General features: G+C 44.7%; 23 protein-coding genes and 1 other annotated feature. Of the genes, 2 read left to right on the top strand and 21 right to left on the bottom strand.

What is annotated here, in order from left to right; genetic code table 11:
- Window positions 1-167: 167 nt before the first annotated feature.
- Both MHI15_RS00930 and tyrS read right to left on the bottom strand, forming a co-directional pair.
- Window positions 168-455 (bottom strand): hypothetical protein, encoded by a 288-nt coding sequence (locus MHI15_RS00930; protein WP_036688213.1) that lies wholly within the window; start codon window positions 453-455, stop codon window positions 168-170.
- A gap of 205 nt (window positions 456-660) precedes the next feature.
- Window positions 661-1,920, bottom strand: coding sequence for a tyrosine--tRNA ligase (tyrS, locus tag MHI15_RS00935; RefSeq protein ID WP_076129736.1), 1,260 nt, complete (start codon window positions 1,918-1,920; stop codon window positions 661-663).
- A 187-nt stretch (window positions 1,921-2,107) separates the two neighbouring features.
- Window positions 2,108-2,338: a binding site (T-box leader), on the bottom strand.
- Window positions 2,339-2,490: 152 nt separating this feature from the next.
- On the opposite strand from tyrS, the gene MHI15_RS00940 reads away from it, so the two are divergent.
- Window positions 2,491-2,937, top strand: a complete 447-nt coding sequence (locus tag MHI15_RS00940) for an Lrp/AsnC family transcriptional regulator (protein ID WP_038571749.1) — start codon at window positions 2,491-2,493, stop codon at window positions 2,935-2,937.
- Window positions 2,938-3,014: 77 nt separating this feature from the next.
- On the opposite strand, the gene MHI15_RS00945 is transcribed toward MHI15_RS00940, so the two are convergent.
- From MHI15_RS00945 to MHI15_RS00970, 6 genes are all read right to left on the bottom strand, one after another.
- Window positions 3,015-4,565 carry an acetamidase/formamidase family protein gene (locus MHI15_RS00945; RefSeq protein ID WP_341164031.1) on the bottom strand — a complete coding sequence of 517 codons (1,551 nt, stop codon included), beginning with the start codon at window positions 4,563-4,565 and terminating at the stop codon, window positions 3,015-3,017.
- Between the two features lie 240 nt (window positions 4,566-4,805).
- Window positions 4,806-5,618, bottom strand: a complete 813-nt coding sequence (locus tag MHI15_RS00950) for a DNA alkylation repair protein (protein ID WP_076305396.1) — start codon at window positions 5,616-5,618, stop codon at window positions 4,806-4,808.
- A gap of 108 nt (window positions 5,619-5,726) precedes the next feature.
- On the bottom strand, window positions 5,727-6,410 hold the full coding sequence (locus MHI15_RS00955) for a Crp/Fnr family transcriptional regulator (RefSeq protein WP_076129738.1): 684 nt from the start codon (window positions 6,408-6,410) through the stop codon (window positions 5,727-5,729).
- An 82-nt stretch (window positions 6,411-6,492) separates the two neighbouring features.
- The gene (locus MHI15_RS00960; protein ID WP_341164032.1) at window positions 6,493-7,548 is read right to left on the bottom strand and encodes an LLM class flavin-dependent oxidoreductase; all 1,056 of its coding nucleotides are present in this window, start codon (window positions 7,546-7,548) and stop codon (window positions 6,493-6,495) included.
- A gap of 584 nt (window positions 7,549-8,132) precedes the next feature.
- The gene (locus tag MHI15_RS00965) at window positions 8,133-9,251 is read right to left on the bottom strand and encodes an acyltransferase family protein (protein WP_341164033.1); all 1,119 of its coding nucleotides are present in this window, start codon (window positions 9,249-9,251) and stop codon (window positions 8,133-8,135) included.
- Window positions 9,252-9,278: 27 nt separating this feature from the next.
- Complete coding sequence (locus MHI15_RS00970; RefSeq protein ID WP_341164034.1) at window positions 9,279-10,223, bottom strand: NAD-dependent epimerase/dehydratase family protein; 945 nt, start codon at window positions 10,221-10,223, stop codon at window positions 9,279-9,281.
- Between the two features lie 101 nt (window positions 10,224-10,324).
- Between MHI15_RS00970 and MHI15_RS00975 the strand changes: the two genes are divergently transcribed.
- A complete protein-coding gene (locus MHI15_RS00975) occupies window positions 10,325-11,971 on the top strand; it encodes a glycosyl hydrolase family 28-related protein (RefSeq protein ID WP_340919327.1) in 1,647 nt (548 codons plus the stop codon).
- A 6-nt stretch (window positions 11,972-11,977) separates the two neighbouring features.
- Here the strand turns inward: MHI15_RS00975 and MHI15_RS00980 are convergent, their stop codons facing one another.
- From MHI15_RS00980 to MHI15_RS01040, 13 genes are all read right to left on the bottom strand, one after another.
- Complete coding sequence (locus tag MHI15_RS00980) at window positions 11,978-13,144, bottom strand: DegT/DnrJ/EryC1/StrS family aminotransferase (RefSeq protein ID WP_076280226.1); 1,167 nt, start codon at window positions 13,142-13,144, stop codon at window positions 11,978-11,980.
- Window positions 13,141-14,274, bottom strand: coding sequence for a GNAT family N-acetyltransferase (locus MHI15_RS00985; protein ID WP_076309746.1), 1,134 nt, complete (start codon window positions 14,272-14,274; stop codon window positions 13,141-13,143). The genes MHI15_RS00980 and MHI15_RS00985 overlap by 4 nt, the downstream gene beginning before the upstream one ends.
- A complete protein-coding gene (locus tag MHI15_RS00990; RefSeq protein WP_076280228.1) occupies window positions 14,267-15,064 on the bottom strand; it encodes a GNAT family N-acetyltransferase in 798 nt (265 codons plus the stop codon). Before MHI15_RS00990 ends, MHI15_RS00985 begins: the two co-directional genes overlap by 8 nt.
- On the bottom strand, window positions 15,061-15,687 hold the full coding sequence (locus MHI15_RS00995; RefSeq protein ID WP_076129746.1) for a sugar transferase: 627 nt from the start codon (window positions 15,685-15,687) through the stop codon (window positions 15,061-15,063). Before MHI15_RS00995 ends, MHI15_RS00990 begins: the two co-directional genes overlap by 4 nt.
- Before the next feature lie 24 nt (window positions 15,688-15,711).
- Window positions 15,712-16,830 (bottom strand): LCP family protein, encoded by a 1,119-nt coding sequence (locus MHI15_RS01000; protein ID WP_254847679.1) that lies wholly within the window; start codon window positions 16,828-16,830, stop codon window positions 15,712-15,714.
- 3 nt (window positions 16,831-16,833) lie between these two features.
- Window positions 16,834-18,744, bottom strand: a complete 1,911-nt coding sequence (locus MHI15_RS01005) for a polysaccharide biosynthesis protein (protein ID WP_076309744.1) — start codon at window positions 18,742-18,744, stop codon at window positions 16,834-16,836.
- A 66-nt stretch (window positions 18,745-18,810) separates the two neighbouring features.
- Complete coding sequence (locus MHI15_RS01010) at window positions 18,811-20,121, bottom strand: glycosyltransferase family 4 protein (protein ID WP_341164035.1); 1,311 nt, start codon at window positions 20,119-20,121, stop codon at window positions 18,811-18,813.
- On the bottom strand, window positions 20,069-21,295 hold the full coding sequence (locus tag MHI15_RS01015; protein ID WP_076309743.1) for an O-antigen ligase family protein: 1,227 nt from the start codon (window positions 21,293-21,295) through the stop codon (window positions 20,069-20,071). The genes MHI15_RS01010 and MHI15_RS01015 overlap by 53 nt, the downstream gene beginning before the upstream one ends.
- Window positions 21,296-21,395: 100 nt before the next feature.
- Window positions 21,396-22,631: an oligosaccharide flippase family protein gene (locus MHI15_RS01020; RefSeq protein WP_341164036.1), complete on the bottom strand. Its 1,236-nt coding sequence runs from the start codon at window positions 22,629-22,631 to the stop codon at window positions 21,396-21,398.
- A 5-nt stretch (window positions 22,632-22,636) separates the two neighbouring features.
- A complete protein-coding gene (locus MHI15_RS01025; protein WP_076129750.1) occupies window positions 22,637-23,344 on the bottom strand; it encodes a CpsD/CapB family tyrosine-protein kinase in 708 nt (235 codons plus the stop codon).
- Window positions 23,292-24,050, bottom strand: coding sequence for a YveK family protein (locus MHI15_RS01030; RefSeq protein WP_076194867.1), 759 nt, complete (start codon window positions 24,048-24,050; stop codon window positions 23,292-23,294). Before MHI15_RS01030 ends, MHI15_RS01025 begins: the two co-directional genes overlap by 53 nt.
- Before the next feature lie 251 nt (window positions 24,051-24,301).
- Window positions 24,302-25,264, bottom strand: coding sequence for a permease prefix domain 1-containing protein (locus MHI15_RS01035; protein ID WP_341164037.1), 963 nt, complete (start codon window positions 25,262-25,264; stop codon window positions 24,302-24,304).
- Window positions 25,265-25,270: 6 nt separating this feature from the next.
- Entirely contained in the window at window positions 25,271-25,597 is a 327-nt protein-coding gene (locus tag MHI15_RS01040; protein ID WP_076129753.1) for a PadR family transcriptional regulator, read from the bottom strand.
- Between the last annotated feature and the right edge of the window lie 807 nt (window positions 25,598-26,404).

Raw genomic sequence — 26,404 nt, forward strand, 5'->3', positions numbered from 1 at the left:
TGTTCAATTAAATCATAGATCTGCAAGTCAACGATGAGTAAAACATCATAGCTGGTCAAATAACTGGGCACAAAAAAACTGCACTCCCCATTGTCCGTTGGGACAAAGCAATAAGGGTGTGCAGTTTCTTTGTGGATGAGTCTAACGGTAGTTAGAGACTAGTCTTATTAATTACGGACGTATTCTCTATTCGCTGTTTCCAACATGGATTTCCAATCCGCAAACTTCGTCTCCCTAACAACATGACGATCAAACAGTTCATCAGGTATGTCAGCAACATCTTCTTCTGTCTTTACTTGAAAGTTCCCTTTGGTTACAAACTCATCGAAACTTTTGTAATTGGAATACTTACTCATAAACGCTTCATTAAACAATTTCTCGAAAGAGATGTGATTGGGATCTTCTTGATACGTTTTCTGTCCTTGTAACTCATTCATTAATTCTTCCATGGTCATTGGTTTTTGTCTTCTCAAATTACCACTCCTAATTTTCTGTTATAGTTGTAGAATATCATGTTAATCCATAAATCACACGAATCCTAAGCTTACCATAATTTTGACGATTTCACCTTTCAAATTTCACTTAATATGCAAATAGTCGGCCTCTATACTTAAAATACAACAAAAAACCTTCCTTATTCATAAGGAAGGCTTCTTATTATTAGGACAATTTCACCAGGCTGTAGTTTTTCTTACCCTTACGGATAATGATAAAACGTCCGCCGATGGCTTCGCTGGCTGTAACTTCAAATGCTACATCGCTAACTTTTTCACCGTTCATGGAAATTGCGCCTTTGGTGATGTCTTCACGCGCTTGACGTTTGGATGGCTCAATTCCTAGATCTACCAGCCACTCCACAATATTTTTGGACTCCAATGTCGTTTCGTAGGTCGGCATTTCCTTGAAGCCTTGCTCGATCTCGTCAGCGGTTAGAGATTTAATATCTCCACTGAACAGAGCGGCAGTAATACGTTTAGCCTGCTCCAGCAATTCCTCACCATGCACGAATCTGGTCATTTCTTCAGCCAGTGTTATTTGCGCTTCACGTTTATGCGGTTCGGTCTGCACCTTTTCTGCAAGTGCATCAATTTGTTCTTTAGAGAGGAATGTAAAGTACTTCAGGTATTTCACAACATCACGGTCATCTGTATTCGCCCAGAACTGGTAGAATTCAAAAGCTGTCGTTTTGTTCGGATCCAGCCAAATGGCTCCGCCAGCTGTTTTACCGAATTTTGTACCATCGGCTTTCAGCATAAGCGGGATGGTAAGTCCGAATGCTACCGCCTCAGAACCTTCTTTTTTACGAATCAGATCTAAGCCACTTGTGATGTTCCCCCATTGGTCAGAACCACCGATTTGCAGCTGCACATCTTCATGCTGGAACAGGTGCAGGTAGTCCAGGGATTGCAGGATTTGGTAGGAGAATTCCGTAAAGGAAATTCCGCTGTCCAATCTGCTCGCTACAACATCCTTGGCAAGCATCGAATTGATGCTGAAGTTTTTACCATAGTCACGCAAAAATTCGATAACATTGATTTTATGCGTCCAATCGTAGTTGTTCACCATGCGGATTTGATTGTCGCCATCAGTCACGAACAGTTTTTTCATCTGTGCTGTAAGTGCGTCAACGTTGGCTTGGATTTGCTCCAGCGTTTGCAAAGAGCGTTCGGATTGACGTCCACTTGGATCACCAATCGTTCCCGTAGCCCCACCAATAAGAATCACCGGACGATGTCCTGCCAGTTGAAATCTTTTGAGCACCATGAATGGAATCAAGTGGCCAATATGCATACTGTCACCTGTTGGATCTACACCGCAGTACAGGGATACCGATTTTTGATTGGTCAGTTCTCTAAGCCCTTCGGCATCTGTTTGTTGATTGATGGCATCGCGCCATTCTAGTTCGTCGATAATATTCATTGCCTTACACCCCTCAAAATTAGTAGTTATCCTATAAATGAAACATCAGTCCGCCAAGCGGAAACGGTTCGCCCTCCTGATTAGGACGGGACCGTTTCAGCGAGAAATATAAGGAGCATTGATGAAGTGAACCCTATAAATCCTTATATTTAAAAACAAAAAAAATCGTCCCCTTGTCTATTGTAGACATAGGGACGATTGAATAACCGTGTTACCACCCAGATTGCACCCATGAAACGCTTATGCTCAAGCATACCATTGATACCACTCTTGACGAGATATCGTTCGCCATTCCGCTCGGTATTACCCGAGATACTCCAAAGTGTAATTCGCAAGCTTAGTGTGTACCGGGTTTCATCAACCCCCGGCTTTCTGAAACAGGGACTAAGTTACTACTGGGCTCCTTCAACGTATATCGTATATAAGATTACAGCCAGTATAGTGAAATAATTCTTTTATGTCAACTATCTTCAGGAGAGAATGCCGTCACACACTTCTACTGTAAAGCGCTACTAGGCATTTCCACTTTTTTTCTGATACAATTACGAAAAAAGAGGTGAACGAATCCGCATGTTAGATCCTATCGATAACCATATTTTGATGCGGCTGGCCCAAAACAGCAGAATTTCCTATACTGATCTAGCTAAAGAAGTCAGTTTATCAAGTGTCGCGGTGAAAGATCGTATTGATCGGCTAGTCAATCAAGGGATTATTGAACAGTTCTCGATTGTCATCAGTGCTGAAAAGCTAGGAAAGAAAATCTCCGCCTACCTGGAACTTGAAGTAGAACCTGCTCATTTAAATCATATCGTCGATGTATTAAAGGAAAACGAACGCGTAGCTGTATTATACGAAATGACGGGACCATGTATTCTGCATATTCACATCTTGGTAGAGAATCTTGAAGAGATGGAACGGTTTATGCATGAATCAATCTACTGTCTGGATGGACTGGTACGTGTAGAAAACCAAATCTTATTAAAACGCCACAAAAATCAGGACGGATTGAATATATAAGAAAAAGAACCGCCTATAAAAACGGTTCTTTTCTCATATGGATTTTTTTAGGATTATCGAATAATTGCTATTTCGTCCTACTCTGTCTTAGCCAGCTTAGCTTTATAAAAGTTCACGAAATATTCGCTGACCACGATCTTCCCGTTCACAACACTTATTGGGGCTGCAAGCTTCACTGTCTCTCCGTTGTAAATCCCCGTTGTCGCTCCAACCTTCATCTCCAGAACATTGCCATTGTAGCTTAGCGTAACTGTCTTAGTGGCTGGCTGCCAGCCAACCTTTGCTCCAAAGTTCTCAAAGCTGCTCCGTAAAACCACCGGCTTGCGCTCGAAATCGCCGAATTGACCTTTATCAATTAAGGCGTGTACGCCCCAGTTTCCATCCACCACTTGTGTAATTCCAAAATCAGCTGACACAGACATCAGAGAGTACGCTTCATCTTCGCTCAATTCCATTCCAGCCATTAAAAAATCTTTTGTTTTACGAGCGGCATCCTTCATCGCTTTGTCGATGGACGAGTTTTTGAAGATATCCGTCTGAGCACTAGCCCCCAGCTCCTCCAAATAATTGGCGTAGCTGAATCCATGCACAACCCACTCGTTCTCATTTTCAAGTAATGGGAAGTTTAAACCTTTCAGCTTGTTGTTAAGCGATGCTTTTTTATGAAGAATGACTTGTATATCCCCAGTGACCGATGTCTCGATCGCAGTTCCGTTAATCTCCGAATCACCTTGACCGGCATGCGGGTCACCGATCGACAGAAGTGCACCAGCTACGGATACTGGATAATACATCGTTGCACCTTCGGTAATCCGCCAATCATCTACGTTACCGCCGTTGTAAGAAGGTGGAACGGAGTCAACAACATCCGCTTCTTTCGGCGCCACACCCATTGTACCAAAGTGGAGACGAACCGGAATTTTCACACCTTTTAGCACATCGAAGTTCTTATCAATCGTATTATGGTCAACGATAACACCCGGGTAGTCAATTGTCGGGTGCGCTTGACCATCTGGATCGGTTTGCACAGACCATTTGTAGTTATATACAGCTGTTGCATAATCTGTTCCACCCTCCGTATCCATCTCGTAGATGGTTACTACCTCACGCTTTTTCGGCTCCTCCACCATATCTCCATATAGATAACCCCAGTTCGCTGCGGCATTCACGCCATATGTTTTGCCAGCGTATTGGTCATTCCCATTTGGTCTCAGCTTCATGTCCAGAATCTTAACTTCCAGCACATCTCCTGGTTCAGCACCTTCAACAGCGATGGGACCCGTCATAATATGTACGCCTGGCCCGCGGAGCGCTTCGTTCTTCTCCCCCTCAATCCAGTGGAAAATATCCTCTACTCCCGCATCTCCTTTAATCATCCGCTCGTAATCATCACCAGAGTGATGTGTAATGGCCTCAACCGTTACGATGTCTCCCGAATGCACAGTTAGAGCTGGATCTCCCTTACCTATATTCCCCCATCGAACAGTCTCCGAATTCGCCTTCAGAACATGGGTTTTTGGTTTATACGCATCGTTTGTTGTGTTAGCATACATAACACAAGATAACGAATTCACCCCTAAAAATAGGGATAACGTGACACCTACATTACGAATTATTTGTTTTTTCATACGAAAATCCTCCATCCCTTTAATAAGTGTTAGTTTTTATAACATTTGGTGTTTCTGAGTATAACAGATGACTTGAGGATTAACAATATAAATATTTTCACGAATTTCGGTTTAAATAATAAACACGAAGGAGTCTTTCTCTTGAATTATCCAAGTTAACTCCACAATAAAAAAACGCCAACACTTATTAGCTCATAGTGTTTGGCGTTGGATTATCCAGTCTAAAGTGATGCACTTATTTTATTTTTGATCAGTAATACTTCTTGTTGCCCGGGTTACAATCCGCTTTGTTTCCTTGGTACCTGATAGGTTCAACCATTCATCACAAATTTGCTGTACCCATGCCGGATGGCTTTTGCTAGCATCATTTAACCAATTGCTTACAGAATCCTGAACGTATTTTGCCGGATCAGAGTTAAGAGGTTCTAATAGCGGAAGGGCAATCGCTGGATTTTCTTTGAGTGCTGTAATATGCTTTGCCCATACCCCATGTGGGCGCGTCAATTCGATCGCAAATCTCCTAATATTCGCGTCCTGATCATGAACCCAATCCTTTAATAATTCAATGGAAGCATCCAGCTCGGCAATGACTGATTCCCTCAAAGCCATCCATGAAATCTCACGCACCCCAAAATGCTCATCCGCTGCAAAAGGACGGATTGCTGTTAGTTTTTGAACTAGACTCCATTGATGATTCTGGCCCACGATATAAGCAGCCCAGCAGCGAACACTATCGGATTTATGATGAGCTAACACAGCAAATAGCCGGGAACGTTCCAGCTCTGATTTACAGTCAAATAGAAGCTGCCACTCACGTGAAATCACCGGGATGAGCTTCATGATTTTCTTTTCCGATAACGCATTCAGCCTTTGTAAAATTGGTTTAGCTTCCTGTTCAAAACCTAGCTCATTCAGTACATTTTCCAACAAGACAAGATGATCCACAGCAAGCCATTCCGTTAAATTCACGCTCTGTAAATATCCTTTATTCAGCAGTTCTACAATCTCAACGGGGATTTCAGTAACCCTCCGAGCGCCCTTCCTGTGTTCCATGGAAATCGTCCCTTCACTATGATTTGAAAGCTTAAATCACCTTCATGTCATAGCTAGGATACCGTTGTTTCTAAAAATGAAGCTGTAATCTCGTTTACAACTCGATATCTATGTTATATTTCTTTCCAAAATCTTGTCTCGCTGGATATAGATAGTTCTGAACCCTGTCTGAATAACCTCCGCTTTCACCAATTCTTGCAATGCCACTGTTACAGCTTCTCTGCTGGCTCCAATTAAATTAGCGATTTCTTGATGCGATAGAGGAACATTAATTTTGTAACAATTATCCTTATGCTCAACCCCATGCTGATCCGCTAGCTTTAAAAGAACACACAATATTTTATCATGCAGATTTCCGATGGCTAGATTTTGAGTTAACTGACTCATACTTTTTATGCGGTCGCTCAATACTTGCAATAATGACATCATAAACCTAGGCCGGTGAGAGATGAATTCTTCAAACCTTGCAGGATCAATTGTGCAGATATGGCTTTCCTCAATCGTTTCAATATAATGTTCCTTCGTTCCAAAAGAAATCATACCCATTTCACCAAAAACATTACCCTCACTGAGGATATCCGATGTAAATTGCTTACCGTTTGCGTTTAATTGGTATAAGCGAACCTTTCCTTTTTTCACAAAAAACAGTCCTTCAGAAAAGGTTGACGGTGTTTGGATATATGTATTTTTGGGGACTACTGTTATTCGCGTTAATTCTTCCATTTCAATTAGATCTTCCAGTCCTAACGATTGAAGCAAATTGAATTGAGATAAATAATGATTTTTTTCCATTGCCCCTCCTGTATAAAACGCTATTCATTTCTTCAGTATACCTTACAAAAAAAGCCACGTCCTAAGGACGCAGCTTACTAAATTACCGATTACTTGCTTCCCAGCGCGCTACTTCTTCCCGCACACGTGGGGCCACTTCGGTGCCCAGCAGTCTAATCGCCTGCATAACATCCTCATGAGGCATCGTGCCGTGCGGCACATGTAAAAAGAATCGCGTAATTCCCACATGCTTGCGCAGATGAATGATTTTATTAGCGACAGTTTCTGGATCACCTACGTAAAGGGCGCCCTCTAAGCTGCACGCTGCATCATAATCTGCACGATGGTACGGAGGTGTTCCTTTTTCCTTCGCCCGCACATTGGTCCGGGCATGCGTTGAAGGAAAAAATTTCTCCAGCGCTAACTGATTAGTCTCCGCTATAAACCCGTGTGAATGCGAAGCGATTGGAAATTTTGAAATATCATGCCCGGCTTCAGCTGCTGCTTTTTTGTAAAGCTGTACATGTGACGCATAATCCAGTGGTAGAACATTCCCTATAATCGCTAAAACAAAAGGCAAACCTAGTGATCCTGTGCGGATCGCAGACTCTGGACTTCCTGCACTCCCGATCCAAATCGGTAAAGGATCTTGAACCGGACGCGGGTAAATCCCCAAATTTTCTATAGCTGCTCGGTGTTTGCCTTTCCAGGTCACTTTTTCTGACTTTTGGATGGCTAATAACAATTCCAGCTTCTCATTAAACAGTTCTTCATAATCCTTCAGATCATATCCGAATAGAGGAAAAGACTCTGTAAACGAACCCCGGCCGATCATAATCTCCGCACGTCCGTTTGAAATTCCGTCCAGCGTTGCAAAGTCCTGAAACACACGCACCGGATCGGCTGAAGACAGGATCATTACAGCACTGCTCAACCGGATCTTAGTAGTCAACGAAGCAGCCGCAGCCAGTACAACCGCAGGTGAAGACGCCGCATAATCATGCCGATGATGCTCACCTACTCCGTATACATCTAATCCCACCTCTTCGGCAAGTACAATTTCCTCCACTACTTCACGTAGTCGTTCTGCATGACTTATTGTCTGACCCGTTTGGACATCAGGTGTGGTCTCGACAAATGTGCTTACTCCAAGTTCCACTATTCATTTCCTCCTAATATTCTGCACGATGCATTATTCTCTGGATGTAAAAAACCATAAAGGGACTACCTAATTATACTAACTAATTTAGGTCCCTTCGACTATAATCGAAGTTCATCTAATTAGATCCCCCTCACTATAGATCGGACTGAGGAGCCGTTATTTTAATAATTTCATTCATTTTGCTAAATTATCGGACTTAGATGCAGCTATTCGTGCAAAGTAGCTTCCATAATGTTAGTTTAATTGCATTTTGTGCAACTATATACGCTTTGAAGGTAGCCTTTGTGGATTTAGTTGCACTCTGTACACTTAAATACGAGCACTTGCCTCAATATGGCGGGATTCTAGAATAATAGTTGTAAAATATGCAATTAAACTGCCCTAAAGCTGCGAGCATAAGAGCTTAAATGTACTTTTTACAACTATTTTGCTTTTTTAATGAGAATTGAGAGGATGCTGCTAGTGAGATATAATCGCGATGTAATAGCAATGTAATTAGCGAAGGAATCGCAATTAATACAAAAACAAAAAAGACCACTAATCACCTAAACACAGACGATTAGCGGCCGGTCAAATCCAAGCTAGTTTGCATTCCCAATACTCGGAGTTATCGGCTTATCCAGCGATTTCGGTGGTTTGCTTGGGTTTATCCCAACGCCGATCCGACCGAATACATACGCTCCGCCAGGAATTCGATTCGCTAAATTCATTATAAGTGCCGAGCCTACCACACAACCGACAAATTGCAGCAGAACACTAAATAGTCCAAGGTTTTGCAACCCAAATGAAGCTGGAAGCTTAACGAATATAGCCAATAGCAAAGGATGAAGCAAGTATATGCCAAAAGAATATCTGCTGCTCCATTCCAGCACACGTGGCACTTTCTTCATTTTCGATGCCACGGAGAAGAGCAGCAAAATCATGCTTAAGGCGAATAGAAGCATATCAATTCTTTTGGAGCTATGCGCCGTTATCCAGCCTTGACTATTCACGAACAGCACTAGCGCACCTGTCAGAAGCGGGAGCGTGTATACGGCTATGCGGAACTTTTTTAATTTTTCCCGGAACCACAGCTCATTTCGTCCCAGGTAATAGGCTACTGTAAAGTAAAAAATCCAACCAGGTGCGAAAATCCAGTACATTTTATCCCAGAAATAATGGGCGGCAGCCGTATCTGCGGGCGTAGTAAAGTTGAAGAAACCCAAATAGATAACGTTAATAAGGAACGATACGATTAGAATATTGCGGGGGTTAAGCCGCTTCGCATACGTCTGAAACCAGAGGAATAAAGCATAAAACTGAAAGATAATCAGTATAAAATAACCATGGGAATCTCCAATCAGCAAATGACGCCAGAGGTAATACCAAAAAGCCTGCAGCAAAGGAATGCCGTCACTACTCGACAGCTCCAATCCTTTTAGTCCTGCATACAAGGTCCCGAAAAAAAAGTAAGGCAATAAAATATACTTGATTCTTTTCTCCCAAAATCTCGCTGGAATTTCATTGGGATAGGCAAATGACAACACGAATTGGGAGATAAATACGAATACAGGTGTGCCAAACGTTAGCAGTAAACCCACCGACTCTACCCAAGATGTATTTCCATCGTCATAAACCCGATAAAGAGCATGCAGCAGGGCTATACTTAAGCAGGCTACACTACGAAGAACGAACATTTCCGAGTTCATTTTGCGTTCCATGCGGAGTGCCCCTTTCAATGGGTGCTTTTAATGATCTACTGCGCTTCCTACACTTAAGCGGTCAGTAATTGTTTTTTCCAGCCCGGTATGAAAGTTATGGTTAGGGAACCAAGACAATAATTCCTGGGCTTTTTGATTGTTTAAATAGCTATGGAGAATATCCCCCGGACGAGGATCCGCATAGGTTGTCAGGAAATCCCGACCCGTGATGTCGCTTATCATCCGAACCATCGTATTTATCGAGGTTGGTATTCCGCAGCTAATATTCATCGTCTCATTATTCACCCTGCCTACGGTCTGAAGCGCGTCAACAAACGCTTGCGCCACATCCTCCACATAGACGAAATCTCTAGTCTGCTCACCGTCCCCATAGATAACAAGATTCTTCCCTTGCTTTATGCGATCCAGAAAAACGGAAACAACGCCAGCTTCCCCATGTGAACTTTGCCTAGGCCCATATACATTAGCGAGACGCAGTATCGTATATTTTAGCCCATGTAAGCTGGCAAACATCCGAATATATGACTCTGGTACACTTTTGGATACACCATAGCAGGACTCGGGATTTAAGGGATGCTGCTCATCAATGCTCAAATATTCCGGGTTCCCATAAACCGCTGCCGACGAGGCATAGACTAGCTTTTGAACCTGATGGATCTCGCACATGCGCAGTACATTCAGCGTGCCAACAATATTCACATTCGCATCAAATAACGGGTTCCGCTGTGATTCTCTGACGTCGATCTGTGCAGCCAGATGAATGACTGCATTTGGCTTTTCAAGGTTAAACACCTCATGCAAAGTCTCATCCCGAATATCGTACTTATACAGAACCGCAGCAGGATTCATATAAGTCAGACCGGAGGCTCCGGATACATTATCTACAATCACAGTTTCTATGCCCTTTTTTATTAGCCGATCAACCACATGGGATCCAATAAAGCCTAACCCCCCAGTTACCAATACCTTCAAAATAAAAAACTCCTTTCGCCCGCTAAGAGTGATCTTTGTACCGTGCATTCCCCGAAAAATTCACATAAAATACAAAATCAAAGGATAAAGGAGTGAAGTATATGGCTACTGCCCCTATTCCAGACAGCTCGGTGACTACGTCCATCCTTTCTGATGGTGCGGTCACATCTATTAAAATAGACCCTGAGACTAACGGTTATGTGAACGTCCGATCGTACGGCGCTGTAGGAAACGGTATCAAGGACGATACAGTAGCGATTCAAAATGCTATCAATGCGGGAAACGCCAAAAACAAAGTAGTAATCTTTCCTCCTGGTGTATATAAGGTATCTTCGGGACGCATGCGTAACCCCTCCATCCTCGACTGGTGGTGTCTTCGAATTCCGTCCAAAACGAATTTAAGCTTTGAAGCCGGCTCCAAACTTGTGCTTGCCCCGAACCCACCCTCAGACACTAGGGTTCTAGTAATCTTAAATGCCTCAAATATCACAATCGCGGGCACCCTTGAAATTGATGGAAGTGCATCGACTGTTAAAACAGCCGTCAACGATCAGCTTCACGGCTTGTTCATTTCTTCTTCGCAAAATATAACGATAGAATCAGTGTACTCTCACGATTGCTATGGGGATAATATCTTCATTGGGGGGACAGAAGAAATCCCCTCCGTTAATGTGCACATCGGATATGCACGCTGTGAGACTGCTGGACGAAAGAACTTTGTGGTCCATTTTGTAGACCAGCTTCATGTCAACAGAGCGGTTCTGAATAATAGCCGCGGTGGCGCGCCTGGTTTTACTGGTGCTAACTCTCTCGATCTTGAACCCGATGTCTTTAAAGGAACGCGCAGCTTTTATCAGCGATTCGACTCCTTGACAACCATAGGTTTCGGTAACGACCTATCAGCAGGGCTTACAGATGCTATCGCTAGACTCTGGACACTCGACATCGGTTCACTAGATATGCGTGTAAGCGGATCGGTAAGTCCAGCCTTACTGTCCTATGGACTGACGCTGAAAATCAATCATTTGGCTATCCGTTCCACCGATCATAAAGCTAACTTCGGTCTACAGACGATCTATTCACAATTTATTGATATCGCTAGCGCCAAGTTCGATGGCATCGGGGGCCCTGCGATCTATGCAGCGTTTAATGCTGCCGGAGGTAAACCAAGGTTGCACATCGGTTCTTTAGGAATGTACGGTTCGGGTTCCACCTTAGCAAGTGGTGTCCGAATCGACGGAGGAGATCTTTATGTGGGGACGATAGATGCACAGGATTTAACGGGCAATACCTTGCATTTATTCACAACGGAGTCTGACGCGATGGCTACTGTCGACAATATGATCGTCCGCAATAGCGGAACCAATCAGGTAGTGCTAGTCTCTTCTTACGGTGCAGCTAAACCGTCTCTGCGCCTCAATAATGTAGCGGTGTTTGATACCCGAGCAGTGAAGGTAAAGCGAATTCTAGAATTCGAAACACTAATCGGCATGCAAGGCACATCACTAGGAACCTTGTATAATCCATATTCGCTCCCTGAATGGTTCTCGACCTACGGTAACTTCAAACGGGCCATTCGCCTCACTGGCGGGGCAGTGTTGCCCGCGGTGTTCATAGTAGAGGGTTCGCCCGAGGGAGTCGTAACCGCCCCAGTTGGCAGTCTGGCCATGCGAACGGATGGCACGGCACAAGCCACTTTGTATGTGAAGGAAAGCGGATCAGCTGCCAGCGGATGGAAGGCTAAATAAGATGAATCAACGGTATTGGTTACATGTCTCTATCGCATAAACGACACGTTCCAAATCCTCATCCGATAAAGAGCTTCCAGAAGGCAGGCAGACACCTGTTGAAAATAATTTATCCGATACACTGTATTCCTCACTGTAAGGATAGTAGTAATTGCTCTCGAACAAGGGTTGTAAATGCAGCGGTTTCCATACAGGTCTAGCTTCGATATTGTGCTGTTCCAGACATGACAGGAGTTGTTGTGAAGAGAACCCCGCCACTTCTTCATCGATGGTCAGCGCACTCAACCAGTGCGTGCTGCGACAATTGCGCGCTTCCGGCATAAAATGAAGACCCGGTATGGAACCTAAACGTTCCCTATATCGCCGGCCAATAGATCTGCGACGCTCTACTCGCTCTTCAAGCAATTCTAATTGACCGCGTCCTATGGCTGCCAACAGGTTGCTTAACCGATAGTTGTATCCCATTTCGGAATGTTGATAATGAGGGGCAGTGTCTCGGGCTTGCGTAGACCAGAAGCGCGCTTGATCTAAGGCTTCGGTATCGTCGGATACGAGCATGCCCCCACCTGACGTCGTAATAATCTTATTTCCGTTGAAAGAATAGATTCCGAATTGGCCCCAGGTTCCGCTGGCCTTGCCTTGGTAGAAAGCGCCCAGTGATTCGGCAGCATCCTCAATTAAGGTAATTCCATATCGGTTAGCTATTTCTACAATGGGCGCCATGTCTGCACTTTGTCCGTATAAATTGACGACAACAGCCGCTTTTGGCAGCAGCCCTTTGTCATTCAAAGCTTGGCAGGCCCGCTGAAAAGCTAGCGGACACATGTTCCAGGTCTCAGGCTCTGAATCGACAAATACGGGGGTGGCCCCCAAATATAAAATAGGATTGGCGCTAGCAACGAACGTGAGCGTAGAACAGATCACGTAATCTCCTTGTGTGACACCGGCTAGACGAAGTGCGAGATGAATCGCCGCCGTGCCAGAGCTTAACGCTAGTGCACCCTTTGATCCTGTGTAGGCGGCCATCTCCCGCTCGAACGCATCAACTTGCGGACCAATAGGAGCAATCCAACCAGAGTGTATCGCCTCCTCCATGTAGACCTGCTCACGTCCACTAATATGCGGCGGGGATAACAAGATTCGTGGCAGAATGCTTGTTTGACGAATGCTCATGCGAAGCTCCTTTCTCCATTTGGCCCGATTTCTTCAGATGGAATACATATCATATCGAGATCTGGATGCCGATAGAGCGGAAAGTAATTTCCTGATATTCTGGTGTCACAAAAGGATATGATCCGCTCATACAACTCTGGGAAAAAAATTCGTTTACCTAAGTAATAGTCAAGGGGTTCCAGTTGTGTCGCGAATCTATGCTTGAATTGAAATAAGTCGTCATTCCCCTTATATCCCCCGCCAAGATGAAAGCGTTCAAAGCCATTTTCCATCCCCCACTTGGCTGCTGCGTGTATTAGCAATTTGGTAGGTGACCACTGCAGATAGGCGCGATCCCAACCACATAGGTGATAATGCATCCACGGTCGTTCATGTAACACGATGCTGGTCGCCACCGTTTTTTCCCCATCCATAGCTTCGAATAGCTCTACTCTCCCCTCAAGTAGATGACTAGTATCTTCTATAAATTTTTTGGGAAAATAATAAAAAGAATCCGCCTGTAAATCGTTTAGTGTTCCGTAATACAATTCACTGAAGGACTCAATACGATCCTTCAGATTCGAATTTCGAATCGTAAAGGGTGCGGACTTTAATTTATGAATATTCCGTTTATGATTGCTGCCATAATGCCGGATGAGCTCTGACTCCGAACCCACAGTCAAATCAATATAAATTGTATTCCTATTCCATTCGGTGGTCAGACCGCTTTGATATTCCGTAGCGTTGCCAATTAAGGGATGAAATCTTACAAACTCGGTCATGATCTTTTTCTCTCTACAGTAATCCGTGAACGTTTCACTGAATTGCTGGTACAGCTCACTTCGTTCGGCTCCCGGAGGGAGATTCGATATCGGTCCCCCGTATCCATAGGGTGTACTAATGTCGTACCAATCGCCTTCAAGCCCCAGTTGGATTACGACAGGAAGATGGCTTATGGAGCGAAGTAAGTAAGGATAAACTATGAGCTGATCTCCCTGCTTAAAAACAAACAGCTCAGCCTGCTGATGCTCTCCATCCTCAAACAGCCGAAAAAACGCTGAGGAGAAATAGATATCCTTCGTCTCTAACTGGTTCAAATAGGCATCCCATTCCGCTGAACTAGAGCTGCCTAACACGATAAAGTTACTCATACAACACCTCTTGATTCTCCAATAGTTTGATCATACGTATACTTTCAGTGCTTAAGATTAGCCCGGGGTCTCGCTCACGCAAATAAGCATCTGAAGAAAGCAACAATAGCCTTTTCTCCCGGTCTAAATCCATTAATACGTCTGTCAAAAGATTGCAGCCACTCCACCCTCCACTTTGCAGTTGGATACGATAATACTGTTCACCTAACCGGCCCACTACTGAAGTCTCTTCCTTCGTTCTAATCTTAAGAGAAGAGAATCCATACTTTTGATGATGTGCCTCTGCCATCGGATAATCATCTATGATGTAAGCCAATGCTTCTCTATCCCTATCAATCGATGGAGCCAAATCTCTTACATACCAGTAAGTCCGGCCTTCCTCTGCAAAACCAAGCCGCAAATACCAAGCATGAGCTTGCTCATTCCACGAAAATACATCAAGTGCCAGCTTCGAAATGCCATCCTTTTGGGCCAACGTCTCCCCGTACGCCATAAGCTTGCCGCCGATGCCGTCTTTTCGATAAGCTGCGTCCACATTCAAGTTATTCAGAACCAGCATCTGCTCCATTCTTCGCCATTCAGCGAATCCAATAAGATGGTCTTCAGAATAGGCTCCAATCAGCAGTGTTGCTGAATGGCTTCCGCATTTACATGCTGCTTTCAAATATTCGGGATAACCGCCACAGGCAAATATGGTTTGATTGTAGACCGACTCTGGCAAGTTGCTCTGTAAGAGCCGGCATGCAAGGTGAATATCATCTTCCTGAAGCGGACTAAACCGCAAATTCATGCCGACCCCTCCTTTTGGTTCATTCTGTACTCATCGAGCGGCAGACTATGCTCACCCGGATTGGCCACAACGTCATCTTGGCGGATCACCTTCAGCACAGTTTTGCATAAGATCAACGCATCTAATCTAAAGCTTAGCTTCTCAACATAGGTAACGTCATAGGAGAGCCGCTGTTTCCACTCCGAAGTATTACGTCCAGATACCTGCGCCAATCCCGTTATTCCGGGTCTTACAGTAAATCGCAGCCGCTCCCGTTCAGAGTAATGCGGGCTGTAACGGATGAGCAAAGGTCTTGGTCCGATCAGACTCATTTCTCCCTTCACAACATTTACTAATTGCGGGAGCTCATCCAGACTCAGCTTTCGAATCAATCCGCCGAATTTGATATAACGCCGAGCATCCGATAACGGCTGGCCCTGCGCATCATACATTTCAGCCATGGTTCGGAACTTGTAGATGTAGAAGGGTCTTTCTCCCATTCCCGGCCGCTGCTGCTTGAACAAAATAGGACTTCCCAGCTTTATCCGAAGCAGCAACGCCACCACAGCCATGACCGGACTAAACACACCTAACATAACGATCGCTCCCACCAAATCGAAGCCCCGCTTCATATGGCGATACATGGTAGTCTTTCCCCCGCCTTTCTCTTATTCCGTAAAAAGACGTTCTGTAAGTGACTTTACCTCTTCCGGATTTGCACTCCAATAATACACTTTGGTTCGGACGAGCGGATCTAGAGCAGAGCTGTTATGGCCAGGAATCTGTTCGTAAGCAAAATCTGCGGAATCCATTCCTTTGAATAGCCAAGCTAAGCTCATCAAATCACTGTCACTAAAACTCGTATCAATAATGTCTTTCTTTTCACGCAGTAGCAGTCCCGCTAGATCAGGAATATGCTCCGGACTTAATAGCTTTTTGGCTACAGCCCGAACGATATTGAATTGCTCCCGTTGGCGGCTAAAGTCACCCTCCGGAGTCGAGTAGCGCTCCCTTGCTAAATAAAGCGTGTGGGCACCATCCAGATGCTGCTCACCTTTCTTGATGGTGATCTCCGGAGTGATGGTCACATCCTGATCAATCAGCATATCGATCCCGCCGATCGAATCGATGAAATCACGAACACCGGAGAAGTTCGTCTTGATGTAGTAATGAATAGGAATATTCATAAAATCACTAACGGCTTGAATCAGTGTCAGCGTACCCTGCTGATTCCCACCCTTTGTTTCACCAACGATATGTGCATGATTGATCTTGGTATAACCGACGTTCTGCACATAAACCCGCGTGTCCCGCGGCACAGATACGATATTCACCTTCCGTTGATCCGGCATCACATGGGCAACCATGATCGTATCTGCCCGCGAGCTTTCTCCGCCCCAAGTGTCTGTTCCAATTAGCACTACATTAAAGGATGAGCTTTTCTTGTCTGTTGGAGATGTCACCGCAGTTGGAGTCTGTGTAGACGTTGTAAGGGTAAGCTCATCCGTTTGCGCTTGTGGGGCTGGTGTGCTGAGCGATTGCACCATCGTTTCATTGTCCGTAACCACATTAGAGCTAGGGATCGTCAAGGGATTAAGAATCGCCTTATTAAAACGATGCTCTGGATTCAATATCCCTCCAATCCAGATCCCCCCAACTACAACCACAACAAGAATAACAATCAGGCTGTATCGTCCCACCCGCCGCATGCGTGAACGTTTACCAGTAATTGCCTTGTCGCGCTTGCCCCATAATCTTGTCATCCATGAATGCTTAGTCGACTTCATAGGTCAGATTCCCGCATGAACTTCGGATTTAATACGTTCAAGATCATGTGTGCCCACCTGCGGTTCTTCCTGAAAGCCCGAATAGCTTGGAATTAGCTGCTTTAGCAGTTTTTTGATCTGATGACTGCTTGGCATCAGTTCATACCGTTTGCACAGGTTCTCCAGAACCCCCAACACCAAATTCAGTTCAGATCTGGAGACACTTTGCGGGCGGCTAATCATAATACGGTAGTTGTTAGTGACCAATAACCCTTCTTCTTCAGTCAAAAGCTCCTCAAACAATTTTTCTCCAGGACGAATGCCAGTGACCACAATGGGAATATCTTTGTCAGGCTCGAGACCCGACAAGCGGATTAAATCCCTCGCTAGATCGTATATACGAACTGGCTTACCCATATCCAGCACAAACACTTCTCCCCCTTGTGCCAGCACACTTGCTTGAATAACCAACTGTACCGCTTCGGGTATCGTCATGAAGTAACGCACCATATCCATATGTGTAACCGTCACCGGGCCGCCGTTTTCGATTTGTCTTTTGAATAACGGAATGACACTGCCCCGACTGCCCAGCACATTACCAAAACGTACAGCGGCAAAAACCGTCTTACTTAAGGAATTCTGATCATTAATGATCATTTCCGCAGCTCGTTTCGTGGCCCCCATAACACTGGTAGGATTAACCGCCTTATCCGATGAGATGAGGATGAACCGTTTAGCGCCATATTTAGCACTCGCTTCCGCTACATTCCTTGTGCCGATCACATTATTTTTAACTGCCTCTACTGGATTCATCTCCATAAGAGGAACATGCTTGTGAGCAGCGGCATGATACACAATGGAGGGGCGGAACTTTTGAAAAACGTTATCGATCCGCGATACATCCTGAATGTCCGCTATAATGGGATGAATGATCTGATCGGGATATAACTGCCGCAACTCTTGTTCAATAAGATAAATGCTATTTTCTCCATGCCCCAAAAGCAGCATTTCCTTCGGACGATACGCAGCCAATTGCCGGCATAATTCCGAACCAATTGAACCGCCTGCACCCGTGATGAGAATACACTCGCTTCCCAGATTCTCACGAATCTCTTCCGTATTAATTTCTACGGGACTTCTCCCCAGCAAATCATTTACGGATACTTCACGGATCATGTTAATGGCCATTTTCCCATCCAAAATATCGGTCATACTAGGCATTAACTTGATCTGAGCTTTGGTAGATTTGCAGATTTCGATGATCTCCAGTAATTCCTTTTGAGGAGCCGTAGGCAAAGCGATGATAATGAACGAAATGTCAAGCTCCTCGACTGCCTGGGGAATGAAGTTACGGTTACCGACTATCGGCAACCCCATAAGCTCCAGCTTGCGCTTTGAGATATCATCATCTATGAAGGCAACTGGGTTCATGAATTTAAATCTTGAATGCTTGATATCTTTGGTAACGAGGATGCCTGCTTTTCCCGCCCCAACAATTAGCAGATTGCCTTCGGATGAACCCTTTGTTCCCAGTGTTTCGAATCTATCGTTGATGAGGCGGTTAACTAAACGTAAGCCGGCAATGCCGAGAAATACGTAACCCGCTGCAAAATAAATCGAAATCGGCAATCGATAGGAAGGGACGAATACATGCGCAGATACATTGACAGCGACCACTCCGCAGAGTGTTAAAGCACTCACTTTTAGCAGCTGCAATAACTCACCTATACCGGTGTATCGCCAAATATTGTTATACACCTTGAATCCAAATGAGAACGCTGCGTACACCATAATGTGAAAGAGTATCGCCCACGGAAGCATCCACATGTACTGCTCAGGGATTTGAAAATCAAACCGAAGTAAAAACACAAGCCACACTGAAGCCGCTATAATTCCCGCATCCAACATGACTAAACGTACGATCCGCATTTTCATCACTTCTTTCTCCCTAATTAACTAATTATTCGTTTATTCGTTTGTTGTCGTATATGCGAGAATGAATTATCTATCTGCTGTCAGACCCGGTTGTAATTCAGACGGAAATGGCTTTATCCCTGGTTCTTTCAGCGCTTCTATATAAATCGAGTCCATTTCACGAAGCACCGCTGGCAATCCATAGCGAATAATCCTGTCCTTGTTCGCCTTACCCATTGCTGCGGTCAAAGCTGCGTCCGCTCGCAGTTGAACCAGTGCTTTTGCCGTAGCGGCAATATCATCTACTGGAACCAACATGCCCGTTGACTCATGCTCAATCAAATCGCGAATGCCCCGAATATGTGTGCCGATCACGGGTTTGCCTGCTGCCATCGCCTCCATAATCGCCCGGGGTAACCCCTCACGATAGGACACAAGTGCCGCAACATCACACGCTTGTAGTAAATCCGGTATATCTCTTCGGAACCCCAGAAAATGCACCTGATCCCTAACCTCTAACCGAGTAGCAAGTTCTATAAGGGTTTGCTCGAAAGGACCTGTACCTGCGAATGCTAGATGAATATCGCTTGCTTGATCACCCAAATGATGTAGTGCTTCGATCAACTGTTTTTGGTTTTTGTTAGCATTTAACTCAGCGACGCAGAGAACAACGAATGAAGGATTATCATTGTCACTCTTAGGTAAATCAAATAGCTGGTGACGACTTACCCCCTTCATTTTTGCAATTTCATCATCCCCCTCACCGCTACCGTATACCTGAAGATCAAGCCCGACTCCGCTCACATAAGTTACTTTTTTTCGGACAGGGAATTTCAGAGCACGCTCATAATCTTCACTATTAATGGTGATCAGTACATCCGTCCAACGTGCCATCAAATACTCCAACGGATAATAAAGCATCCAATTCAGAAAAGGAGCACCTTTAAAAAAATGAAAACCATGAGCTGTATACAATACGCTAGGGACACCTGCTCTATGGGCTGCAATCCGTCCGAGAATCGAAGCCACTGGTGTATGTACATGGACGAACTGAAATTTTTCCGCTTGGAAGCTTTTCGTTAAGATCCGCAGAGCCGTCCAATTCTTCAACTGTAAAGGACTTCGTTGTATAGGTACGTCGTGACATACAATTCCCCGCTGTTCCAAGCGCTGTCTGGCTTCGCCCGGCTGAGCGTAAGCATGGACTTCACACCCTTTTTGCAGCAATAACACCATGTAAGGTAAATGAAAACTCTCGAAATGCCCATAAATGGAGGCTACAAAAGCAACCTTTGCTTGTAAGCTACCCTCAGCTGGAATACTCCCGATGTCCTTACTTGAGCTTTTATTGAGGTTGCTCTGCTCGTTGTCGAAGCTTGCGCCCAGTTGACCGTTCAACGTGTTGGGTTCGATAGGGCATCTCTCCTTTCAGGTTTTTGTCTGTTAGCCGGATGCAAGCTCCGTTCATCGCCATCATGAACCACCAATACCGCTGGAATAACGCCTCAATACCCATCGATAACCCAATCATCGCCGCATGGGACAACAGCAATGCCATAATAATTGGCCTATGAATGGGATCTGCTGCACGATAAGAACGGATCCCCACAATGAAGAACCAAATCATAAATCCTCCATATACAATCAAGCCCGATAAGCCGAATTCAGTCAAAAACCATATTGGCGTGTTGTGGATAATAATGCGCAGTTCGTAATTATAGGAACCAAGCCCAATGCCTAATAATGGACTTTGTGCGATCCAATCCACCGCTTTGTCAATGATGTCAAGACGCGACTGGATCTGGGAAGGTCTGCTGGACATAGACTCCAGCACATTTAGATAAGCGGTGCCTTTATACAGCAGCAGAGCTATAAAAGCCACACCAAACCCCATACCGATCTTGAGCAATCTGGAAGGTTTGGTAATCAAAAGTGTAAGTAATACAAGGAAGAGACCAATCCATGACGAGCGCGAGAAAGTCATCATAATGCCCCCGGCTAAGCTTATCGTCGCTAGTATGCTGACCCATCCCCGCAGCAGCTTTATCTTCTCCCCACTCGTCATGATATGAATGGCAAAAGCCGTCACCAGCAATCCTCCGTATGCATTGGGATCAATTAACATGCCGGACAACCGCCCGTCTTGCACCATAAACGGAACCTTTACTCCGCTGAAAAAAGCGAATAGGGCAACACCATTTAAGAGCAGCACACTGATCAGGAAAAATCGGAGCATCTTATATAACCGTTCCCAGCTATCTACGGCTTGCACAAGCATGATGTAGGTCAACAATAGGAGTATGAATCCAATATCTTTTTGCAGTAAGGCGTATTGGGTTATGAAGCCGTTGCGCCAAATGGATACAAAGGAAGCTAGAACAAAAATGAACAACATGCCCCAATGCCATGAACTGAATATCCTCCGGTCCAATTTGAGATGGAATCCAGCGGCAAACAAACCTAACATTAAGAAGAGATCCGACGGGGCGATACGGAAGGCTCCACCAAAATCAAACTGTGCCGGAAGGCATATGATATACCCCATGACCGCAAACAGAAATAAATTGTGCATGGTGTAGGGCTTCCCTACAACAGATACAGATGTCATACAAGTTCCTACTTTCCTACTTTCCTACTTTCCTACTTTCCTACTTTCCTATAAAACAAAGAACTTATGCTGCCGCTTCCGACTGTTCCCGATTTCTTACCTTTCCGATGACACGATACAGCACAACTACACTGCCAATCATCTGTACAAATAACGACGAACTAGCTCCCATCGCAGCACCTACTACCCCGTAATGAGGTACGAAGATCAGACAACATAAGCCATTAGTGAATGCTGTGCACAGAAACAATGGAATCTGGGCTTTGTACCTTCCGGTAGCCGTTATGGCGTACCACAGGTAGGATGAAATAAATACCAGCATGGTGGACGCCAGCAGCCAATGAAACAACCCTAACTCTCCTGCCACGTCTGAACTGAATAATAAGGTTAACAGCTTGTGTCCAAACAACCACCCTATCAAACAAGCGACCGCACTAAAACCCAAACCCATCGCTATCATTCGGCTGAGTAAAGTGACAAACTCCTTGTGTCTCCCGCCTGAGTGCCACCTGGCAAGACGTGGTGTTATGGCTTCACCAAGTGCGGTGACGACAACATTGCAGGCAACAATCATATATGAGAGTGAAGCATAAATACCTAAGTCATGCTCCCCTTTAAAATAGGAAATCGCGTATAATGGGATATTCGTATTTAACGACATCAACGCCAACACCACGCCTAGCGGTGAACTGACGATCAGTAAACTCCATAGGCTTCTTTTGTTGAAGAGTGGCCTGAGAGAAGTGTATATTCTCGCTTTACGAGCATCATATCCAATCGTTATCGCTAACCATCCGATAATCATGACTAATAAGGCAAGAATAAGGCTCTGTGTAGGGATAAATACGAGGATGAAGATTAGAATGGAGAATAACCCTTTTGCCATTCTGGAGATTGAGATTTGATCTAATCTCTCCTCCTTTTGAACGATGCCTAATAAAATATCACTGATTGATTCAACGATTCTATACAGACCGATGAAGAAAATAACCAATGCTGTATTCCAATCCAAACCACTCATTATGCAAAAACCTGCGGTAATCGTAAACGCAAGGGCGGTTGTTATCAGCCGTAAGCCCAGAAAGTCTCCAAAACTGTATTTCCCCGATGAATCAACGATTAATACGGAACGAAGATGTAGATGCGACAGCATAAAGATCGGAGCAGTAACTGCAAGCCCTAGCGAATATTGCCCCACGATTGCCGATGACCCGAATTTATTCAGCAGGATCACAATCACAAACTGAGCACCAGCGTAAGTGATATTCCCGAGCAAATAACGAAGAGAAGCAAATGACATAGACGTCAGACCATTCCTGAAGAAGAGGCCCACTCGGCAAAATCTTCACCACGAATCTTGGAACGCCTGCTCTTTTTCCGATAATTCAATACGGCTCCCAGTAAATGTGCTCCCTGCTGCTCTAACAAGTGCTTGGCAGAACTCGTGTGCTTTAAGAGCACTTTTCCGGATTTCACAACTAGCAATACCCCCTCAGTCATCGTTGCCAAAATAAGGGCATCCGAAAATGGCATTAATACAGAAGATGAGTCGATGACAATCGTATCAAAACGCACGCTCAGCTCTGTAAATAATCGCTTCATTCCTTCAGAGCCTAGTAATTCAGCGGGATTTGGTGAAATCGGACCAGAGGTCAATACAGACAAACCTTCTGCTTCCTCAATAGAAATAATGCAATCCTCTAAGCGGGTATGATCCACTAAGATACTGCTAAGCCCGATCCAATTAGGCAGATCAAATGCCTTATGCACCGTTGGCGTACGTAGATCCCCATCAATGAGTAGAACTGTCTTACCAGCTTCTGCCATGGCAATCGCCAGGTTTATCGCTACCGTTGATTTCCCTTCATCCGGAAGCGAGCTTGTGACTAATAAAGAGCGGATCTCTCCACCAACGCGGGTATAACGAATATTGGAGCGTATGCTTCGGAATTGATCTCCGTTAGATGACTTCGGTTGTTCCAGGCAATATAATTTTGGCGTTTTCTTCTTCATAACTTGTGGCTCCTTCTGCTGATTTGGTTTTCGCTTTATTCCGCCGTTTACGTGGCTTCAATTTGCCCACGGTTCCCAGAAGGGGAAGCTGCAAATCAAGCTGAATATCTTTGGCACTTCTCACGGGTTTCTCCATCATTTCCCGGAGGATAGAGATTGCGATCCCGGTAATCAGCGCCAATCCGAAGGCAACAGCCATATTGAAGACCGGCTTAGGTGAGACAGGATCAGAAGGAACCTTGGCACGGTCGAGAAATACAACATTCTCCACTCCCATAATCGATTGAATATTCGCATTAAAGGCTTCTCCGAAGCCATTCGCGATATCTGTTGCCCGTTGAGCTTTTGAATTGGTCACAATTACCGTTGTTACGAGTGATTCACTATTGGTTCTTGTCTTCACATTTTTGAGTAACTCTTCCGCTGTCATTTTTAGCTGCAGCTTTCTGACAACCTCTTCCGCTATCCTGCTGCTTCGAATGATCTCCCCGTAAGTGGTTACCAGTTTTTGTCCGGCCATAATGTCATTAATTGCTTTCTGCTGCCTGTCTCCTTGAATAAGTATAGAAGCTGTCGCCTCGTATTTCGGCTGTAAAACATAATAGCTAACACTACCAGCGAGCCCGACTGCAGCGATACATAATACAATAATGAACAGCAGCCTACGTTTTACTAGTTTCAAAATGCTGCCCAGTTCGAATTCCATCGATCATTTCTCCTAACTAGTTAATGTATTGTCGCCTCTTTAACAAGATTATTGTTGTATATTCATATTCTCTTTCTCTCAACATATGTCCAAGTCCGTACTTAAAATTTAAATGTCAAAATATTAAAGGGCTCATTTAGCTCACCTGTTAAAATCCAACAAAAAAAGGCATTCTTCCAGCAAAATCAACTGGTAGAATACCTTACATATAATCTATCTAGTTCAGGAATGTACAAGTGCAGTTAACACCATCAGGAGATATCTTTACGTTTCAGAACATGATGAACATTGCTTAACATGCCGGATAGAACTCCAGCAATTGGGAATACTGCCCAATTGACGTCCCAGCGCCCATAGACAAAACCCGTGAACAGAAAAATCGCCGTCGCCAAAGGCCATAATACAGCCCCAACAACTCCAACAAATCGGTTCTCTTCCTGCTTCTCTGCAGTGATATTCGGCTCCTCCAGCAACTTCGTATAAGTACCCTGGATATTCCCGTAATAGATGAACAAAAACACCGCCACAGCTGCAATAAACAGAAAAGCAGCGACTCCATAGGGAGCATAGTCATCGTTGACATAGCTAGTGGTAAAGATAAAAGCCGGCGACAGCACGCATAGGCAGACTCCTGTAATCAGAGAAAGACGGTAAGTCGGAGCATAAAGACTTTGGCTGCGTTGAAGCGCCATTTTTAGAGCATAAGGCAGCTGAAAGCCTTGCTCCAGACTCTTAAAGCGATCCAGCTTCATTCCGCTGTGTATAAACATCCCGACCGCGATAGCGACCAGCACGAACATTCCGACCAGCCCCAGCATCGAACCTTTATCACTCATAACAGCCTTATTTTCAAATATTGTATCCAGGGTGATCAAAAACGCCACTCCGCATGCGCAGAGAAAAACGCCGATCCCCGTCCATAATCCAGCGCTTCGTCTGGCCGCCGCATAAGCGTAAACCTCTTCTTCCGTCAGCACCTTAATAGCCTGTTCTGGCGCAACTGGATCGATGCCAAGCTCCGCTGTCAGCTCTTCAATATTGCCGAATTCCGATATGACGATACCAATCGCCTCATTCTCCGACTTGCCAGCAAGCTTCAGCTCCAGGTACTTCTCCTCCATCCCTGATAGCAGCTCTTGCTTCAGATGTTCCAGTTCCGGAGTCTTTGGCAGACCCGCAAACATATTATCCAGATATACTATGATCGTCTCCATGCTCTATCACCACTCCTTGATAAATTGGTTTACAACTTGCTGTGTAACCTTCCATTCCTCACATTTTTCTCGGTAATAGGCGAGACCCAAAGGGGTAATCCGGTAATACGTACGCCGCTTGCCAAGACTCTCATCCAGATAAAAGGATTCTATGTACCCGTTTTTCTCCAGTCGGGTGAAGGCAGAATATAATGTTGTCTCTTTCATAACATATTTCTCCTGTGTTAACTGCCTGATATTTTTGGAAATCTCGTACCCGTAAGATTCCCCGTCCAGCAGCATGTAGAGGATCATCGTATCATTGTAGCCGCGTATAACATCACTGCTGATCAAAAATATCCCCCCATGATTACTTCATCTGTCGTAGTAGTTGCAGTATAACATAATTACTACGACAGATGAAGTAGTTAATGGAAAAATAGGCTAACATAATTTGAGGACCGAACCTTCCTTGATTAAATCACAATTGCTGTCTGCGCATGAGGTAGCTTCCAATACGGGGTTAGGTATACGAAGGTGCAGGCCAGTAGTGTTTGCGGGGACGATGGTGTTTACTAGTAGGCTGTTTGCGAGGGCGGGGTGTTTACTAGTAGGCTGTTTGCATAGACGGTGACGTTTACCTACTCTTAGTTTGGCGGATGAGGTACTATCGGACTCAGTTGGCGTTATTCGAGGCATTTTACTACTTTTCAGGTTCTATCGGACCCCAATGCACCTATTGGCGCACAAAACATCATATTTAGGGCCCTTTCTAGGGAATAGCTGCACTGGAGTCCGAAACTACGCTAGAACTGCGAAAAACATACTAATAACGTCATTGGGGTCCGTTAGACTTGCTTGCCCCATTATCTATTGAAGCAACAAACCAACGCTGGTTTGTTTTCCTTTTTATTGAACCTTAATACATTAGTTAGTTAATTACCCTGGACGAGATACTATCGGACTCAGTTGACCTTATTCGCAGAAATTCCCCACTTTTCTGATCCTATCGGACCCCAATGCACCTATTGGCGCACAAATCACCATATTCGAGCCCACTTCTAGGGAATAGCTGCACTGGAGTCCGAAACTACGCTAGAACTGCGAAAAACATGCTAATAACATCATCTGGGTCCGTACCACAATGTATGATTATGAGTC

It is taken from the genome of Paenibacillus sp. FSL H7-0918 (genome assembly GCF_038007025.1).
Taxonomy (GTDB): Bacteria; Bacillota; Bacilli; order Paenibacillales; family Paenibacillaceae; genus Paenibacillus_AQ; species Paenibacillus_AQ odorifer.

Bases quoted from the DNA above. Each gene is read 5' to 3' on its own strand.
- MHI15_RS00985 (WP_076309746.1), bottom strand. From the start codon at position 14,274: ATGAGTAACTTTATCGTGTTAGGCAGCTCTAGTTCAGCGGAATGGGAT.
- tyrS (WP_076129736.1), bottom strand. From the start codon at position 1,920: ATGAATATTATCGACGAACTAGAATGGCGCGATGCCATCAATCAACAA.
- MHI15_RS01030 (WP_076194867.1), bottom strand. From the start codon at position 24,050: ATGGAATTCGAACTGGGCAGCATTTTGAAACTAGTAAAACGTAGGCTG.
- MHI15_RS00955 (WP_076129738.1), bottom strand. From the start codon at position 6,410: ATGGAAAAAAATCATTATTTATCTCAATTCAATTTGCTTCAATCGTTA.
- MHI15_RS00975 (WP_340919327.1), top strand. From the start codon at position 10,325: ATGGCTACTGCCCCTATTCCAGACAGCTCGGTGACTACGTCCATCCTT.
- MHI15_RS01025 (WP_076129750.1), bottom strand. From the start codon at position 23,344: ATGAAGAAGAAAACGCCAAAATTATATTGCCTGGAACAACCGAAGTCA.
- MHI15_RS00990 (WP_076280228.1), bottom strand. From the start codon at position 15,064: ATGAATTTGCGGTTTAGTCCGCTTCAGGAAGATGATATTCACCTTGCA.
- MHI15_RS00930 (WP_036688213.1), bottom strand. From the start codon at position 455: ATGACCATGGAAGAATTAATGAATGAGTTACAAGGACAGAAAACGTAT.
- MHI15_RS00950 (WP_076305396.1), bottom strand. From the start codon at position 5,618: ATGGAACACAGGAAGGGCGCTCGGAGGGTTACTGAAATCCCCGTTGAG.
- MHI15_RS01015 (WP_076309743.1), bottom strand. From the start codon at position 21,295: ATGCACAATTTATTTCTGTTTGCGGTCATGGGGTATATCATATGCCTT.
- MHI15_RS00965 (WP_341164033.1), bottom strand. From the start codon at position 9,251: ATGGAACGCAAAATGAACTCGGAAATGTTCGTTCTTCGTAGTGTAGCC.
- MHI15_RS00980 (WP_076280226.1), bottom strand. From the start codon at position 13,144: ATGAGCATTCGTCAAACAAGCATTCTGCCACGAATCTTGTTATCCCCG.
- MHI15_RS00945 (WP_341164031.1), bottom strand. From the start codon at position 4,565: ATGAAAAAACAAATAATTCGTAATGTAGGTGTCACGTTATCCCTATTT.
- MHI15_RS01005 (WP_076309744.1), bottom strand. From the start codon at position 18,744: ATGAAAATGCGGATCGTACGTTTAGTCATGTTGGATGCGGGAATTATA.
- MHI15_RS01020 (WP_341164036.1), bottom strand. From the start codon at position 22,631: ATGTCATTTGCTTCTCTTCGTTATTTGCTCGGGAATATCACTTACGCT.
- MHI15_RS01035 (WP_341164037.1), bottom strand. From the start codon at position 25,264: ATGGAGACGATCATAGTATATCTGGATAATATGTTTGCGGGTCTGCCA.
- MHI15_RS01000 (WP_254847679.1), bottom strand. From the start codon at position 16,830: ATGAAGTCGACTAAGCATTCATGGATGACAAGATTATGGGGCAAGCGC.
- MHI15_RS00940 (WP_038571749.1), top strand. From the start codon at position 2,491: ATGTTAGATCCTATCGATAACCATATTTTGATGCGGCTGGCCCAAAAC.
- MHI15_RS00995 (WP_076129746.1), bottom strand. From the start codon at position 15,687: ATGTATCGCCATATGAAGCGGGGCTTCGATTTGGTGGGAGCGATCGTT.